Raw genomic sequence first — 15,724 nt, forward strand, 5'->3', positions numbered from 1 at the left:
ATGTAAGTGCGAAGATTCGAGGTGAACCACCTGAGCGGTTTAGCGGTCCACATAGGAAATCCCCTCCTTCGAGTTGTTCGCCGACACGCGAATCCGATGCTAAAGAGCGCTTTCGATGACCGAGCCGGCTGACTCCGACGAAACCACAGTCCCCGCGCCTTCCGCTGCGCCGGAGCGACGCCGTGCACCCCGGCCGCGCCGGATTCCGCGCAGCCGCGAGCAGCAGGCGCGGCTCGACGCACGCGAACCAGCCTTCGAGCCGCTGCCTTTTTCCATCGACGAAGCCGCTGCGCAGCGCCCGTTTTCCGAAAAACTCGCCGAATGGTTCGAGGCGCGCCGTTGGCAACCATTTGAATTTCAACGCGAGGTCTGGGAGGAAATCGGCCGCGGCGCGAGCGGTTTGCTGCATGCCACGACCGGCGCCGGAAAAACATGGGCCGTCTGGTTCGGCGCACTGGCCGCCTTCGCAGCCACGTCAAGCGCGCGAAAACGCGGCACGCCCCGCACGCAACCGGAGCCGCTTACAGTGCTGTGGATCACACCGATGCGCGCGCTCGCCGCGGACACCGCGCGCGCGTTGCAAAGTTCGGCGGCGGAACTGGCCGTGCCGTGGAGCGTCGGCTTGCGCACCGGCGACACGTCGTCGGCCGAGCGCGCGCGGCAGAACCGGCGCATGCCATCGGCACTGGTCACGACGCCGGAGAGTCTCTCGCTCATCCTCACTCGCCCCGATGCGCGCGATGTGCTTGCACACGTGCGGCTGGTGATCGTCGACGAATGGCATGAACTGCTCGGCAACAAGCGCGGCACGCAGACGCAACTCGCGCTCGCGCGTCTCGCGCATTGGCGTCCTGAAGTGCAGGTGTGGGGCTTGTCGGCGACGCTCGGCAATCTGTCTTTCGCCGCCGATGTTCTGCTCGCGTCCGTGAAGACGCCACGCGTAAGCGTGCATGGCGCGCTGCCGAAAGCACTGATCGTCGATACGGTGATTCCGGAGACCATTGAGCGGTTTCCGTGGGGCGGTCATGTGGGCATGCGCCAGGTCGGCGCCGTGGCCGAGGCGATCGGCGAAGCTCAGACCTCGCTCGTGTTTACCAATACGCGCTCGCAATGCGAAGTCTGGTATCAGGCACTGCTCGAAGCGCGGCCCGAATGGGCCGGCCTGATCGCGCTGCATCACGGCTCGCTCGATCAGGAAGTGCGCGAATGGGTCGAGCGTGGCCTCAAGAGCGGCTTGTTGAAAGTGGTGGTGTGCACATCGAGCCTCGATCTGGGCGTCGACTTTCTGCCGGTGGAGCGCGTGTTTCAGATCGGCTCGCCCAAGGGCGTCGCGCGTTTGATGCAGCGCGCGGGCCGTTCGGGTCACGCGCCGGGGCGGCCGTCGCGTGTCACGATCGTGCCGACGCATGCGCTCGAACTGGTCGAGGCCGCCGCCGCGCGCGAAGCCGTCGAGAAGCGTCAGATAGAAGGCCGCGAAACGCCTGAGAAACCGTTCGACGTGCTGGTGCAGCATCTCGTCACCGTGGCGATCGGCGGCGGTTTCGAGGCGCGCGAGCTGTACGGCGAAATTCGCGGCACCTATGCCTACCGTCAACTGACGCAGGCGGAGTTCGACTGGGCGCTCGGCTTCGTCGAAGGCGGCGGCACGGCGTTACGCGCGTATCCCGACTATCATCGCGTGGTGCGCGAAAGCGACGGCTTGTACCGCGTGCCGCGCGAGGATGTGGTGCGAAGGCATCGCAACAATATCGGCACCATCGTCGCGAACGGCACGTTGAATGTCGCTTATCTTGCCGGCGGCCGGATCGGCGCGATCGAGGAATCGTTCATTTCACGGCTGAAGCCGGGCGATATTTTTACTTTCGGCGGACGTGCACTCGAATTGATCCGCGTACAGGATATGACCGCGTGGGTGCGGCGCGCGACCTCGTCGCGCGGAGCCATGCCGCAATGGGCGGGCAGCCGTATGCCGCTTTCCTCCGAACTCGCGGACGCCACGCTGACGATGCTCGCGCGCGCCGCCGCCGGCATCTATGACGAACCCGAAATGCGCGCCGTGCGGCCGCTGCTCGAATTGCAGCAGAAGTGGTCGGCCTTGCCCGAGCCGGGCGTGCTGGTGGTCGAGTTGGTGAAATCGCGCGAAGGGCACCACTTCTTTTGCTATCCATTTGCCGGGCGCACGGCCCATATCGGTTTGGGCGCGCTGCTGGCATGGCGCGTCGCGCGCGAAAAACCCGGTACGTTTTCTATTTCGATGAACGACTACGGTTTCGAACTGTTGTCCGCGCAACCATTCGATTGGGCTGCGCAACTCGAAAGCGGATTGCTCTCGCCAAACGAACTGGATCACGACATTCTCGCCAGCCTCAATTCGTCGGAACTCTCGATGCGGCGTTTTCGCGAGATTGCGCGCGTGTCGGGGCTGGTGTTTCAGGGGCATCCAGGGCAGCAGAAAAGCGCGCGGCAATTGCAGGCCTCGAGTGGTCTCTTCTACGAGATCTTTCGCAATCACGATCGCGGCAATCTGTTGCTTAATCAGGCCGACGATGAAGTGCTTCTGCAGGAACTCGACGCCCACCGCATTCGCATTGCGCTCGAACGCATGAACGCGAGCCGCGTGGTCGTCACGCGGCCGAAAAAGCCGACACCGTTCGCGTTTCCGCTGATTGTCGGACGCCTGCGGGAAAAGGTCAGCACGGAGAAGCTCGCGGATCGCGTCGAGCGGATGTTGGCCGAACTCGAGAAGGCGGCCCGCACATGAGGCCTGCTTCGTTGCCGGTGGAGATTGCCGGGCATCCTCTCGTGCTGTCGAGCTTGCGCGCGGCGTTCGATCCGGCGCTGCGTTGTCTGTTCGTCGCCGATGCGCATTTCGGCAAGGACGCCGTGTTTCGCGCACGCGGCATTCCGGTGCCGATCGGTTCGACCGCCGACAACCTGATGCGCCTGGATATTCTGATCGCGGAGTTCGAACCGGCCATGCTGGTGTTTCTCGGCGACCTGCTGCATGCGCGCGAGGCGCACGGCGCCGAGACACTCGACGCATTGCACGTCTGGCGCGCGCGGCATGCGCGGTTGCGGGTCGTGCTGGTCGAAGGCAATCACGACCGCCATGCGGGCGCGCTGCCGGCGACGCTCGACGTCGAGTATGTTCAGGAGCCCTGGCGTGTCGGGCCGTGGGCGCTGTGTCATTACCCGCAGAATGCCGAAGGTGCGTATGCGCTCGCGGGGCATGTGCATCCGGTGTATCGGATTGCGACGCGCAACGATTCGGTACGGGTTCCGTGTTTCCGGTTCGGGCCGGCGGGCGGCGTGTTGCCTGCGTTCGGGAGCTTTACTGGAGGGACGCGAGAGGACGGTCGTGTCGCTGAGGAGAAGGTTTTTCTGGTGGTGCAGGAGAGGGTGATTGAAGTGGTGTGACGCGGGATTTCGTACTGGTTTTTTGAGCGATTAGTTTGCGGAGGTTGAAGATGGGAGCGAGAGGACGATGGTCGTTCGCTCGCTCCGTTTGGCATCGATAGGGAGGCCGGTCTCCCGGCCTCCGTGCGATGAAGGAACGTCGCTCCGTTAGTGGTTGCCGCCGCCGTGGCCTCCGCCGCCACCGCCGTAGCCACCGCCATGGCCGCCGAAGCCGCCACCGTGGCCTGAGCCAAAGCCGCCGCCGAAGCCGCCTCCATGGCCTTGGCCTCCGTTGCCCGCGCCTGGGCCATTTCCGCCCTTGCCGCCGTCGCCGCCGTGACCGTGGCCACCTGCGCCGGGGCCACCGTCGCCGCCGTGACCGTGGCCACCTGCGCCGGGGCCGCCGTTGCCGCCGTTGCCTGGGCCGCCTGCGCCGGGGCCGCCGTTGCCCGGGCCGCCTGCGCCAGGACCGCCATTGCCCTTGCCGCCGTTGCCTGGGCCACCGTTGCCGCCGTTGCCTGGGCCGCCTGCGCCAGGACCACCGTTGCCCGAGCCACCCGCGCCAGGACCACCGCCGCCTTTGCCGCCATTGCCGGAGCCACCGTTGCCGCCGTTGCCCGGGCCGCCTGCGCCAGGACCGCCGTTGCCCGAGCCACCCGCGCCAGGACCACCGCCGCCTTTGCCGCCATTGCCGGAGCCACCGTTGCCACCGTTACCCGGGCCGCCTGCACCAGGACCGCCGTTGCCCGAGCCACCCGCGCCGGGACCGCCGCCGCCTTTGCCGCCATTGCCAGAGCCACCGTTACCGCCGCTGCCCGGGCCGCCTGCGCCAGGACCGCCGTTGCCCGAGCCACCCGCGCCAGGACCACCGTTGCCCGAGCCACCCGCGCCAGGACCACCGTTGCCCGAGCCACCCGCGCCAGGACCACCGTTGCCCGAGCCACCCGCGCCAGGACCACCGCCGCCTTTGCCGCCATTGCCGGAGCCACCGTTGCCACCGTTGCCGCCGTTGCCCGGGCCGCCTGCGCCAGGACCACCGTTGCCCGAGCCTCCCGCGCCAGGACCACCGCCGCCTTTGCCGCCATTGCCGGAGCCACCGTTGCCGCCGTTACCCGGGCCGCCTGCACCAGGACCGCCGTTGCCCGAGCCACCCGCGCCGGGACCGCCGCCGCCTTTGCCGCCATTGCCCGGGCCACCTGCGCCGGGACCGCCATTGCCCGACCCACCTACGCCGGCACCGCTTCCGCCCTTGCCGCCGTCGCCGTGACCACCATTGCCGGGACCGCCCGCGCCGGGACCGTTTCCGCTATTGCCGCCGTCACCGTGACCGCCTTCTCCATGGCCACCGTTGCCATGACCGCCGTCACCAGGACCGTTCCCGCCCTTGCCGCCATCGCCGTGACCGCCGTCTCCATGACCACCATCACCGTGAGCGCCGTCGCCATGGCCACCGTCACCATGACCGCCATCTCCGTGGCTACCGTCGCCATGGCCACCGTCTCCATGGCCGCCATCGCCGTGACCGCCGTCGCCATGGCCACCGTCACCGTTACCGCCTTCACCATGACCGCCGTTGCCATGGCCACCGTCGCCATGACCGCCATCTCCGTGGCCGCCTTCACCATGGCCACCGTCACCATGGCCGCCTTCTCCGTGGCCACCGTCGCCGTGACCGCCTTCACCATGGCCACCGTCACCATGGCCACCGTCACCATGGCCACCATTACCATGGCCGCCGTCTCCATGACCGCCGTCGCCGTGACCGCCGTCTCCATGACCGCCGTCACCATGGCCGCCGTCACCGTGACCATGACCGCCATCGCCGTGACCACCATCTCCATGGCCGCCGTCTCCATCACCGTCGCCGCCATGGCCGTGGCCATGACCGCCGTCACCATGATGACCGCCATCGCCGTGGTGGCCATGATGACCGTGGTGCCCATGATGGCCATGACCATGGCCGCCGTCGCCGCCGCCACCGTCACCTCCACTGCCGCCGTCACCGCCATCCCCGCCAGTGCCGCCATCACCTCCGGTGCCGGTTCCGCCGCTACCACTGCCGCTGCCCGTGCTCCCGGAACCCAGTCCCGACGAGCCCGAACCACTCCCGCCGCTATTGCCCGCAGTAGCCGTCCCGGTCGACGAAGTCCCGCCGCCGCTTTGCGTGCCCCCGGCCGCTACCGCCCCCACCCCACCCGCGGCGAAGCCACTTCCACCAGGCATCACGAGGCTTCTGCTTTGCCGGATGCAGCCGGGCGTGCCCGCACAATCATCCGGCAACGCCTGAGTCAACATCATCACGTTCGAACTGACCGACGGCGCGGCCGACACGGCCGGATCAGTTTGCGCACCCGCCATCGCCGCATACAGACTCACAGCAACTGCGAATACCGCCCGGCGCGTCCCCAGCACCAGTGCGTCCCCGTTTTGCTTTTTCATTTCATTCTCCTAACTATATGCTTTTAGCGACCGGCCCTGGTAACAAGCGAATCTCTGTTCACTGTTAAAAATGAAACCTCAACGCCCGGTCGTCATCGCCTCGCGTCACGCTAAAACCACATGACTTTCGGCATCTCTCGCACGGAAAACCCCGGTCCGATTCAACGTGATTCGAGAGAGGACAACTGGCTGTGCGCGAACCCCGGTTTTGAAAACGCACAGCTGGGCCTGATGGACGTTGAAGTTATGCGCAGTGCCATTCAGCGACCGTGCGTTACCCCACGCAGTGCGATATCGCCACGGTTTTTACGATGAATTGCGCAGCTGAACTGTCAGAGAAATTCAATTACCAGCTTTATAAATAGGAGAAAGTTTTCTTCCATAGATACGCAGTACAAACTATTATTTTTTTACATTTTCTTCAATCCACGTGATCAGACTAACCATGCGACCATGGTTCAAATGCTTCACATACGTGTGCATCCGAACACAAAACAGAAGTTGCCCATGCAGGAGTGAGTGCAATCACACAGACGGCGCAACTCGGACTATTTACCCAGCGCCATGATCACCCCCGCGCTTCGGCAACGCATAAGACCGTCGAGTGAATAAAAAGCAGTCCGCCATCGGACCAGTCGCCCTACTCGCCGCAAAAAACTTTCGGTCCGCCGCGCATTCCGACTGCCGCGCAAACTCAGGGCCACTCCCTTTATGAATTCGTTAGCGATATATGCGCCATCGCACGGACCGGATGCGAATTCCGATTCGGGCGACAATACGAGCATCGCAACTCGATCGATAACAGGACAAAGATGCTTCTATCCGAACAATGGGTGCTGGTCACGGGGGGCGCTCGCGGACTCGGCGCGGCGATCACGCGCGCACTGCTACGCGAAGGTGCGAGTGTGGTCGTCAACTATCGCAACAGCGAAACATCCGCGCTCGCACTGAAAGAGGAATTCGGCAATCGGGTGCTGCCACTTCGAGCGGACGTCACGGACGCGGCCGCCGTCGCGCGCCTGTTTGACAAAGCGCAGTTGCAAACCGGCCAACCCATCGTGTCGGTGGTCAACAACGCGCTGGCCGACTTCCGGTTCGATGGCGATGCTCGCCCGAAAATCGATTCCATCGCCTGGGCGCGTTTCCAGCAGCAACTCGACGGCTCGCTCAAAGGCGCGCTCAACACGATTCAGGCGGCCGTTACCGGCATGCGTTCGCGTGGGTTCGGCCGCATCGTCAACGTGGGCACCAATCTGTTTCAGAACCCCGTCGTTCCCTATCACGACTACACGGCGGCCAAGGCGGCGCTGCTGTCGCTCACGCGCACCGCTGCCCACGACCTCGGTCCGGACGGCATCACGGTGAACATGGTGTCGGGCGGACTGCTGCGCACCACCGACGCGAGCGCGGCCACGCCGGATTTCGTCTTCGATCTGATCGCGAGCTCCACGCCAGTGCGCCGCGTCACGACACCGGAAGAATTCGCGGATGCGGTTTTGTTCTTCCTGTCGCCGTGGTCACGCGCGGTGACCGGCCAGAATCTGATCGTCGACGGCGGCCTCGTGAAGAGCTAAGCGGTCTGCTCGACACTCGCGCGCGCTCCCACGCGCCGGCGACCCGGACCGGGAAGTGTCGCTGCGCACCCACCACGCAGCGGCGCACCCAACACATTCCCGCAGTATCTTTGTCCGAAGCATTTCCACCATCCGTGGCACCGGGCAGGTCTTCGCCACCGTCAAGGCTCCCGCAAGCTTGCCGCGCCAGCCCGCGCGCTCAACCGGCAAAAAACGCGGGTTTACCTTCGTTTGACTTCAGAAGGCAGGCTCGTTTACTGAACGCAAACAAGCCTTCAGGACACTTCCAATTTGCTTTGGTCAGCTGAATAGTGTTCTGCGAATCTCTCCCACTATCTCAGGAGATTGAGCCATGGTTAACGTGTCCAGCAGCGCCGTCGACGAACTGAAAACCGCCATGCGCGGTCAGGTTCTGTTACCCGGCGACGCGACCTTCGACGAAGCACGCAGCATCTGGAACGCGATGATCGACCGGCATCCGGCGATCATCCTGCGTTGCGCGGGCGTTGCCGACGTGCGCCAGGGCGTGGCCTTCGCGCGCGAGAACGGCCTGCCGCTCGCGATTCGCGGCGGCGGCCACAACATCGGCGGCAGCGCATTGTGCGACGACGGAGTCGTGCTCGACCTGTCGCAGATGAAATCGGTGCAGATCGATCCCGCGGCGCGTCGCGCGTATGTCGAACCGGGCGCGACGCTGCACGATTTTGACCATGAAGCGCAGGCCTTCGGGCTCGCCACGCCGCTCGGCATCAACTCGACCACCGGCGTCGCGGGCCTGACGCTCGGCGGCGGCTTCGGCTGGCTGAGCCGCAGATATGGCATGACCGTGGACAATCTGGTGTCGGCCGACGTCGTCACCGCCGAAGGCGAACTGGTCCACGCAAGCGCCGATTCGCACGAAGACCTGTTCTGGGCGATTCGCGGCGGCGGCGGTAATTTCGGCGTCGTCACGCGCTTCGAGTTCGTCCTGCATCCGGTCGGGCCGCTGGTCTACGCCGGCCTCGTGGTCCTGCCGATCGAGCAGGCAAGGGACGCCCTGCTCAAATACCGCGCGGCGCAATCCGCGATGCCGAAGGAACTGAGCGTGTGGGCCGTGCTGCGGCTCGCGCCACCATTGCCGTTTCTGCCGCCCGAAGTCCACGGCAAGCCGGTGATCGTCTTCGCAATGTACTATACCGGCGCCGTCGAAAGCGGTCCGTCCACGGTGGAATTCGTCCGCGCTTTCGGAACGCCGCTCGGCGAACATCTCGGTCCGATGCCGTATGCCATGTGGCAACAGGCGTTCGACCCGCTGCTCACGCCGGGCGCGCGCAACTACTGGAAATCGCACAATCTGGTGGACATTCCGGACGGCCTCATCGACGCGCTGCTCAACGCGATTAATAACCTCCCGTCGCCGCAATGCGAGATTTTCTTCGGGCAGATCGGCGAGCAGACCCGGAGCGTGCCAGTCGAAGCCACCGCCTATTCGAGCCGCGACACGGTGTACGCGATGAACGTGCACGGCCGCTGGGACGATGCGAGCGATGACGAGCGCTGCGTAGGCTGGGCCCGCGCATTTTTCGATGCCGCCGCGCCGTTCGCGCTGGGCAGCGTCTACGTCAACTTCATGACGGAAGAGGAAGGCGGACGCGTCGCCGACGCGTACGGGCCGAACTACGAACGCCTCGTCGCTGTAAAAAACCGCTACGATCCACGCAACCTGTTCCGTCACAACCAGAACATCCGGCCGTCGGTGTAGTAATGAGCAGGCGGGGTAACGGCCGCCGGCAATTCGCGCGTGGCCCCGCCCACGCGCGCCGCACCAGCACTGAACACGCGCACCGCGGGGTCGGGCACGGTATGTGCTGGTTAGCAATCAGCGTACGGGCTTGTCGGCGTCACGCCCCTACCGCCTGAACGACAATGAACAACGCCACTTTCATAACACCAATAACGCAAAAGGAAAACAATCATGCGTAGACGACAATTCATCATGACGACCAGCGCCGCGCTCGCCACCGCCGGACTCGGCCTTGCCGGCTGCACGACCACGTCGCCGTCCTCGAGCGCATCGCCTTCGGCCAACGCGGGCAAACGGGACAGCATCAATGCCGGGGTCGATTCCACGCTGTCGCGTCTCTACGAGAACGTCACAGGCTCACGTGAACTGGTGGCCAAGGCGCGCGGCGTTCTGGTGTTCCCGAACGTCATTTCGGCGGGCTTCTGGGTCGGCGGCCAATACGGCGAAGGCGCATTGCGCGTGGGTGGCCGCACGGCGGGTTACTACAGCACCGTCGCGGGCTCGTTCGGTCTGCAGATCGGAGCACAGTCCAAGGCCCTGATCTTCCTGTTCATGACGCAAGAAGCACTCGACAAATTCACGAGCAGCCAGGGCTGGGCAGCCGGTGCGGACGCCACCGTCGCCTTGCTGAAGATCGGCGCGAACGGCGCGGTCGATACCTCTACCGCCACCAGCCCGGTGGAAGCCTTTGTGCTGACGAACGGCGGACTGATGGCCGGCGTATCGCTCGAAGGCACCAAGGTTTCGCGTCTGATGATCTGAACGTGAGCGTCCACGCGCACTGCCAGACAGCCGCCTCGCCGGCTGTCTGGCATTTCTAACTGGCGCGCAGCGGAAGCTGCCGCCACTTAATTCCCCTCCCGGTCATCCAGACCGCACTGCTGTAAAATCCACGCTTTTTGCAATCTTGCCCGGCCACCGCTGCGCCCCAGGCCGGGACACTCATCTGTCTGCGGACGCGCGTCTCGCTTGCATGCACGCCGTCAACCCGGACCTCCCACCTCGCTGAAGATGAACACCGCTCGTCCCACTCATGGCTGGCTCGCCACGCTGCCCGGCATCAAAAGCAATATCCTCGCAGGACTGACCTCGTCGTTCGCGCTGGTGCCGGAATGCATCGCCTTCGCGCTGGTCGCCCATCTCAACCCGTTGATGGGCCTGTACGGCGCCTTCTTCATCTGCGCCATCACGGCGTTATTCGGCGGACGACCTGGCATGATTTCCGGAGCCGCCGGTTCGATGGCGGTGGTCATCGTGGCGCTCGTCGTGCAACACGGCGCGCAATATCTTCTTGCCACCGTGATCCTGAGCGGCATCTTGATGGTGCTGTTCGGCGCGCTGCGGCTCGGCAAACTGATCCGCATGGTCCCGCATCCGGTGATGCTCGGCTTCGTCAACGGACTGGCGATCATCATCGCGATGGCGCAGCTCGCGCACTTCAGGCAGAGCACGCCGCAAGGCGAGCAATGGCTGCACGGCAGCGCGCTGCTCGTGATGTGCGGACTCGTCGCGCTGACCATGGCGATCGTCTATCTGCTGCCGCGGCTCACGCGCGCGGCGCCGCCCGCGCTGGTGGCGATCGTCGGCGTGGGTCTTTTCACGCAGTGGCTGCCTGTGCCGACCCGCACGCTCGGCGACATGGCGCACATTGCGGGCGGGCTGCCGAGTCTGCATATGCCGGGCGTCCCGCTGAATCTGGACACGCTTCATATTGTGCTGCCCTACGCGGTGCTGATGGCGATCGTCGGTCTGCTGGAAACGCTGCTGACCTTCAACCTGACCGACGAGATCACCGAAACGCGCGGCCAGCCGAATCGTGAATGCCTCGCGCTCGGCGCCGCGAATATCGCCTCGGGTCTGTTCGGCGGCATGGGCGGTTGCGCCATGATCGGCCAGACCATGATCAATCTGAATTCGGGCGGCCGGTCGCGACTGTCCGGCGTCGTCAGCGGCGTGATGATCCTCATGTACATCCTGTTCCTGTCGCCGCTGATCGAACGCATTCCGCTGGCGGCGCTGGTCGGTGTGATGTTCGTGGTGGCGCAACAGACTTTCGCGTGGGGTTCGCTGCGCGTGCTCGGCAAGGTGCCGCGTAACGACGCGCTGGTGATCGTGGCGGTCAGCGTCATCACCGTATTTTCCGATCTGGCGATCGCGGTGTTGTGCGGCATCGTGATCGCCGCGCTCAATTTTGCGTGGCAGCACGCTCGTGAAATCCACGCGCATGTCGAAGACCGCGCCGGCGACAAGATTTACGCGCCACGCGGCACGCTGTTTTTCGCATCGACCACCCGCTTTCACGAGCTTTTCAACCCCGTAGAAGATCCCGAGCGCGTCACCGTCGACTGCCGCGATCTGCTGCTGGCAGATCATTCGGCCCTGGCGGCATTGCAAGCGCTGGTCGAACGTTATCGAAAAGCCGGCAAGGAATTGAGCATGAAGAACTTGTCCGAACGCAACCAGCGCCTGCTGAGCCGCGCCGGTATCGCGCTAGCCTGACGTACGCTCAGGCGCAGGCCTGCGTCGTTCCGGCAGCGTGAACACCGCCGCGGACGCCGCGGCGATTCATGTCACTCTTTGGATTAACGGCGGAACGGGACACAAAACTTCAGGCTTTGCCGATCGGCTTCGGGCGCAGGGCCAGGACGAGGGTGTGGGAGGCGCGGCTCACGACGCAACGGACGCGGCGGCGCCTTCACACCTGATTATGTGCACGCGAGGTGGGCGACGATTTATTCCGCCGGCAGCGTCAGCGAGGCAACTTCGCAGCGCGACCACTGACGCAGGACGTCAGGCGCCAGCAACAACTTGGCGGCTCGCACGCCCGCGCCCATGACGATCTGGGTCCGCTCCATGACGGCAGCATCGACGAGAATGCGCCAGTCGTCCGGCAGACCGAAGGCCGTGATGCCGCCGAACTCCATGCCGCTATGCTCGACCGCCGCTTCCCGTTTGGCGAACGAAAGCCGCTGCGCGCCCAATGCCGCCTTCACCGCACCGTTGATGTCGAGCCGCAGCGAACCCAGCGAGACGACCGCCGCGTAATGCTCACCGCCCTCTTTCTTGTAACGGATCACGATCGTGTTCGCGCAGTCTTCCAGACCGAAGCCGTAGCGCGCGCTGAATGCGGCGGTGTCCGACGCGTCGTCGGTGACGGAGAAAACCGTGACGCCTTGCGCCGGCAACTGCTCGACCACATGCGCAGGCAAATGCGCGTCCAATTGTTCCGCTGCAATGACGTCCAGCCGCTGTACGAGTTCGTGCGAGTGCATAGTGAGCAAAGTGTGTGAGGATCCCCGCGCATTCTAACGGCACACCTGGCTCAAGGTGCGCCGACGGTGCCGGCACGTGACCTGCACGCACGCGGCGCGCGCCGGTCACGCTTGTTATAGTGACAGGCACAAGGTTTGCGAAAGGCTTGAACGCGAAGACTGCGGCGAAGCAGCCCGATCTGTCCGCACACACCCGGTCCGCACCCGCCACCTCGAATTGCCCGCGCGGCGCCAGCACCCATTGGGAAACACGACCATGGACATCGACACGCTTTCCGCCGAGAACCTCCAGCAAGTGGCCCGCAAACAGGCCAACTGGGCCATCGGCGCCTTCAAACAGTTTGCCGAAGACCGCTGCGCGGCCATGGCCGCCAGCATCGCCTTCTATGCGGCGTTCTCGCTTGCGCCCACGCTGGTGATGGTGATCGCCGTGGCCGGCTGGTTCTTCGGCGCCGAAGCCGCGCGTGGCGAGTTGTTCACCCATATCCACGGACTGCTCGGCGACCAGGCCGCCGCGGGCGTCCAGACGATCGTCGAGAACGCGCATCACAGCGGCAGCGCGGGTGGCATCGCGGCCGTGATCTCGCTCGTGACGCTGGTGATCGGCGCCTCCGCGACCTTTTCTTCGCTCAATAGCGCACTCAATATAGTCTGGCCGAATACCGGGCCGCGTTCGTCGAGCGTGATGGCACTCGTGCGCGTGCGGCTGATTTCGTTCGGGCTGGTGCTCGGCGTCGCGTTTTTGCTGATCGTGTCGCTGGTGCTCGATACCGTCATCACCTTCGTCGGCAAGTGGCTGTGGGGCGACTCGCCGTACGTCGTGATCGGCAATCTTCTGCAACTCGGCGTCGGCTTGCTCGTGCTGGCGTTCGCTTTCGCGGGCCTGCTCAAGTTTTTGCCGGATGCGCGCGTGCGCTGGCGCGATGCGTTCGTCGGCGGGATAGTCGCGGCCGTGCTGTTTTCGGCGGGCAAAAAGTTGTTCGCGCTGTATCTCGCGCACGCCGGCATGGCCACCTCGTTCGGCGCGGCCGGTTCGCTCGCCGTGCTGCTGATGTGGCTGTACTTCTCCGCCGCGGTGCTGCTGCTCGGTGCGGAATTCTCGGCGGCGCGCGGGCGCATGCATGATCCGCGCGGAGGCTGGGGTATGCAGAACGAGACGCCGCCGGGCAGCCGTGCCAAGCTCGCCTCTGTGCTGGCGGCATCGACTGTCGCCGCGGACGCGGTGCCGCACGCCGACGCGCAAGCGGACGAACGCGCCGCGCCGGGCGACGCCGCTCTCACTCCCGCCATGCGCGCCGCGAGGGCCGGCGCGCTGAACAGCGCGGCGCCAGCGGCGACTTTCCGGATGCAAGCCAGAAACCGGCCGTCGGCGCGGGCAACGGCGCTCAAGGTCGGCCGCACGGTCGTGCTCGCCGAAGCGCAAGCGACCCGCATCGCCGCGGTCACACTGATCGAAGCGAGCCGCAAAGCCGTTGCGGCCGACCGCTACGTGAGGCGGCATCCGTGGACTTCGGTGCTCGTGGCGGCGACCGCCGGACTGGCTGCAGCAATGGTCGCGCGCCGTAATACCGATCACAGCGAACGCTAAGCCCTCCAGTCCCGGCCCAGCTTCCCGGCCGCACCTGCAAGCGGCTGCACGGGTGCGCCTGCTCACAACGACGAAAACCTGTCTAGCCGCTCCGTCAAGCCAGATCCGCTTCAATTCTTATGGGAACGCTACAGAACGAGCCGGAAAATTAGACGACATCATTACATTTAGCATACAAATCGATGTCGAAAGTACGCGTATTGGAGTCGTCACTGTCATCAAAACAACAATAATGCTGAGTCAACGAATAAATGTTGCTGAAACAGAAATAATCGTTAACGCGCTTTAAATACAAGGCTTTGCGTGATTTGTCAGTTTTTGGAGACACTCTTTTTTTTCCAGTTCTTGCCGATTGACCCCGTGAGCTATTCTCCTTTCCGCAACAAAGAAACTAATCATCTGCGTGGAGAAATGGATGAAACGAATCGCACTGTCTACCCTCTCGCTGGCGCTCCTCGGCGTCACTGGCGTGGCACATGCTCAAAGCAGCGTGACCCTGTATGGCTTGATCGACGAATCGATCCAGTACGCTCACAACACGGTTGACGCGAACGGCAAGAACTCGAATCAGGTCGGCCTGGTCGGCGGCAACCTGCAAGGTCCGCGTTTCGGCTTGAAGGGCACGGAAGACCTCGGCGGTGGCCTGAAGGCAATCTTCCAGTTGGAAAACGGCTTTGACGTGAACAACGGCAAGCTGAGTCAAGGCGGCCGTATGTTCGGTCGTCAAGCGTATGTCGGCCTGACGGGTGATCAGTGGGGTACGTTCACGCTGGGTCGTCAATACGACCCGCTGGTCGACCTGGTTCAGCCGCTGACGGCTGACAACTACTTCGGTTCGACCTTCACCACGCCGGGCGACGTCGACAACAACGACAACTCCTCGCGCACGAACAGCGCCATCAAGTACACCTCGCCGGTGTGGGGCGGCTTCCAGTTCGAAGGCATGTACGCTCTGGGCGGCGTGGCTGGCGCAACGGGTTCGGGTCAATCGTGGTCGGGCGCTGCAACGTATGCAACGGGCCCGTTCAGCGTGGCTGCCGGTTACTTCCGCATGGACAACGGCAACACGCTGGCTAGCCGCACCGCCGGCACGCCGCCGACAGCTGGCTGGAACGGCAGCACGTCGGACGGCACGTTCGACAACCAGGTCAACGGCGCATACGCCGCAGCCAAGTCGATCGGCATCGCTTCGGTCGCTGTGCAATATGTCGCAGGCCCGTTCACGGCCAACCTGCGTTACAGCAATGCACAGTACAAGCCGGACGCGAACTCGGGCTTCGGTTCGACCCAGAAGTACAACGTCGGTGGCGCATACCTGGGTTACCAGGCAACGCCGGCAATGCTGGTTGGCGTGGGCTACATCTACACCAAGGCTAGCGGCGATTCGAGCGCAACGTATCACCAGGTTTCCCTGGGCGGCGACTACAACCTGTCGAAGCGCACGGACGTCTACCTGGTCGGCGCATATCAGCACGCAAGCGGTCAGCAACGCACGTCGGCCGGTACGCTGGTTGATGCAGGCGCGGCAATCGGTTCGTACGGCTACAACTCGGCTTCCAGCTCGCAAGAACTGGTCAGCCTGGGCATCCGCCACAAGTTCTAATCGAACTTGACGGACTGCTGAAGCAACACGCAGTTGAAGACCAGCCACGGGCGAAAGCCTGTGGCTGGT

10 protein-coding genes are annotated in these 15,724 nt (G+C 64.4%); 9 read left to right on the forward strand and 1 reads right to left on the reverse strand.

The features are described from left to right. Positions 1 to 115 precede the first annotated feature (115 nt). From B0G71_RS27665 to B0G71_RS27700, 7 genes are all read left to right on the forward strand, one after another. Positions 116 to 2,761 (forward strand): ligase-associated DNA damage response DEXH box helicase, encoded by a 2,646-nt coding sequence (locus B0G71_RS27665; protein WP_116145777.1) that lies wholly within the window; start codon positions 116 to 118, stop codon positions 2,759 to 2,761. Further along, entirely contained in the window at positions 2,758 to 3,417 is a 660-nt protein-coding gene (pdeM, locus tag B0G71_RS27670; protein WP_116145779.1) for a ligase-associated DNA damage response endonuclease PdeM, read from the forward strand. The genes B0G71_RS27665 and pdeM overlap by 4 nt, the downstream gene beginning before the upstream one ends. Positions 3,418 to 3,672: 255 nt before the next feature. Beyond that, positions 3,673 to 5,862: a hypothetical protein gene (locus B0G71_RS41495; protein WP_181916834.1), complete on the forward strand. Its 2,190-nt coding sequence runs from the start codon at positions 3,673 to 3,675 to the stop codon at positions 5,860 to 5,862. A gap of 785 nt (positions 5,863 to 6,647) precedes the next feature. Then, positions 6,648 to 7,409, forward strand: a complete 762-nt coding sequence (locus tag B0G71_RS27685) for a 3-oxoacyl-ACP reductase (protein WP_116145781.1) — start codon at positions 6,648 to 6,650, stop codon at positions 7,407 to 7,409. A gap of 352 nt (positions 7,410 to 7,761) precedes the next feature. Further along, positions 7,762 to 9,150, forward strand: coding sequence for an FAD-binding oxidoreductase (locus B0G71_RS27690; protein ID WP_116145782.1), 1,389 nt, complete (start codon positions 7,762 to 7,764; stop codon positions 9,148 to 9,150). Positions 9,151 to 9,363: 213 nt separating this feature from the next. Beyond that, the gene (locus B0G71_RS27695) at positions 9,364 to 9,954 is read left to right on the forward strand and encodes a YSC84-related protein (protein ID WP_106277098.1); all 591 of its coding nucleotides are present in this window, start codon (positions 9,364 to 9,366) and stop codon (positions 9,952 to 9,954) included. Between the two features lie 249 nt (positions 9,955 to 10,203). Then, entirely contained in the window at positions 10,204 to 11,691 is a 1,488-nt protein-coding gene (locus B0G71_RS27700) for a SulP family inorganic anion transporter (protein ID WP_116145784.1), read from the forward strand. Positions 11,692 to 11,924: 233 nt separating this feature from the next. On the opposite strand, the gene B0G71_RS27705 is transcribed toward B0G71_RS27700, so the two are convergent. Continuing rightward, positions 11,925 to 12,464 (reverse strand): YbaK/EbsC family protein, encoded by a 540-nt coding sequence (locus tag B0G71_RS27705; RefSeq protein ID WP_116145785.1) that lies wholly within the window; start codon positions 12,462 to 12,464, stop codon positions 11,925 to 11,927. A gap of 256 nt (positions 12,465 to 12,720) precedes the next feature. Between B0G71_RS27705 and B0G71_RS27710 the strand changes: the two genes are divergently transcribed. Both B0G71_RS27710 and B0G71_RS27715 read left to right on the forward strand, forming a co-directional pair. Beyond that, positions 12,721 to 14,052 carry a YihY/virulence factor BrkB family protein gene (locus B0G71_RS27710; RefSeq protein WP_116145787.1) on the forward strand — a complete coding sequence of 444 codons (1,332 nt, stop codon included), beginning with the start codon at positions 12,721 to 12,723 and terminating at the stop codon, positions 14,050 to 14,052. A 415-nt stretch (positions 14,053 to 14,467) separates the two neighbouring features. Then, the gene (locus B0G71_RS27715; protein WP_116123291.1) at positions 14,468 to 15,655 is read left to right on the forward strand and encodes a porin; all 1,188 of its coding nucleotides are present in this window, start codon (positions 14,468 to 14,470) and stop codon (positions 15,653 to 15,655) included. Positions 15,656 to 15,724 lie beyond the last annotated feature (69 nt).

The organism is Paraburkholderia sp. BL27I4N3 (assembly GCF_003386115.1).
Lineage (GTDB): Bacteria > Pseudomonadota > Gammaproteobacteria > Burkholderiales > Burkholderiaceae > Paraburkholderia.

What these genes read in the sequence shown, in the direction of transcription:
- B0G71_RS27665 (WP_116145777.1), top strand. Translation starts at nt 116, where the DNA reads ATGACCGAGCCGGCTGACTCCGACGAAACCACAGTCCCCGCGCCTTCC.
- pdeM (WP_116145779.1), top strand. Translation starts at nt 2,758, where the DNA reads ATGAGGCCTGCTTCGTTGCCGGTGGAGATTGCCGGGCATCCTCTCGTG.
- B0G71_RS41495 (WP_181916834.1), top strand. Translation starts at nt 3,673, where the DNA reads ATGGCCTTGGCCTCCGTTGCCCGCGCCTGGGCCATTTCCGCCCTTGCC.
- B0G71_RS27685 (WP_116145781.1), top strand. Translation starts at nt 6,648, where the DNA reads ATGCTTCTATCCGAACAATGGGTGCTGGTCACGGGGGGCGCTCGCGGA.
- B0G71_RS27690 (WP_116145782.1), top strand. Translation starts at nt 7,762, where the DNA reads ATGGTTAACGTGTCCAGCAGCGCCGTCGACGAACTGAAAACCGCCATG.
- B0G71_RS27695 (WP_106277098.1), top strand. Translation starts at nt 9,364, where the DNA reads ATGCGTAGACGACAATTCATCATGACGACCAGCGCCGCGCTCGCCACC.
- B0G71_RS27700 (WP_116145784.1), top strand. Translation starts at nt 10,204, where the DNA reads ATGAACACCGCTCGTCCCACTCATGGCTGGCTCGCCACGCTGCCCGGC.
- B0G71_RS27705 (WP_116145785.1), bottom strand. Translation starts at nt 12,464, where the DNA reads ATGCACTCGCACGAACTCGTACAGCGGCTGGACGTCATTGCAGCGGAA.
- B0G71_RS27710 (WP_116145787.1), top strand. Translation starts at nt 12,721, where the DNA reads ATGGACATCGACACGCTTTCCGCCGAGAACCTCCAGCAAGTGGCCCGC.
- B0G71_RS27715 (WP_116123291.1), top strand. Translation starts at nt 14,468, where the DNA reads ATGAAACGAATCGCACTGTCTACCCTCTCGCTGGCGCTCCTCGGCGTC.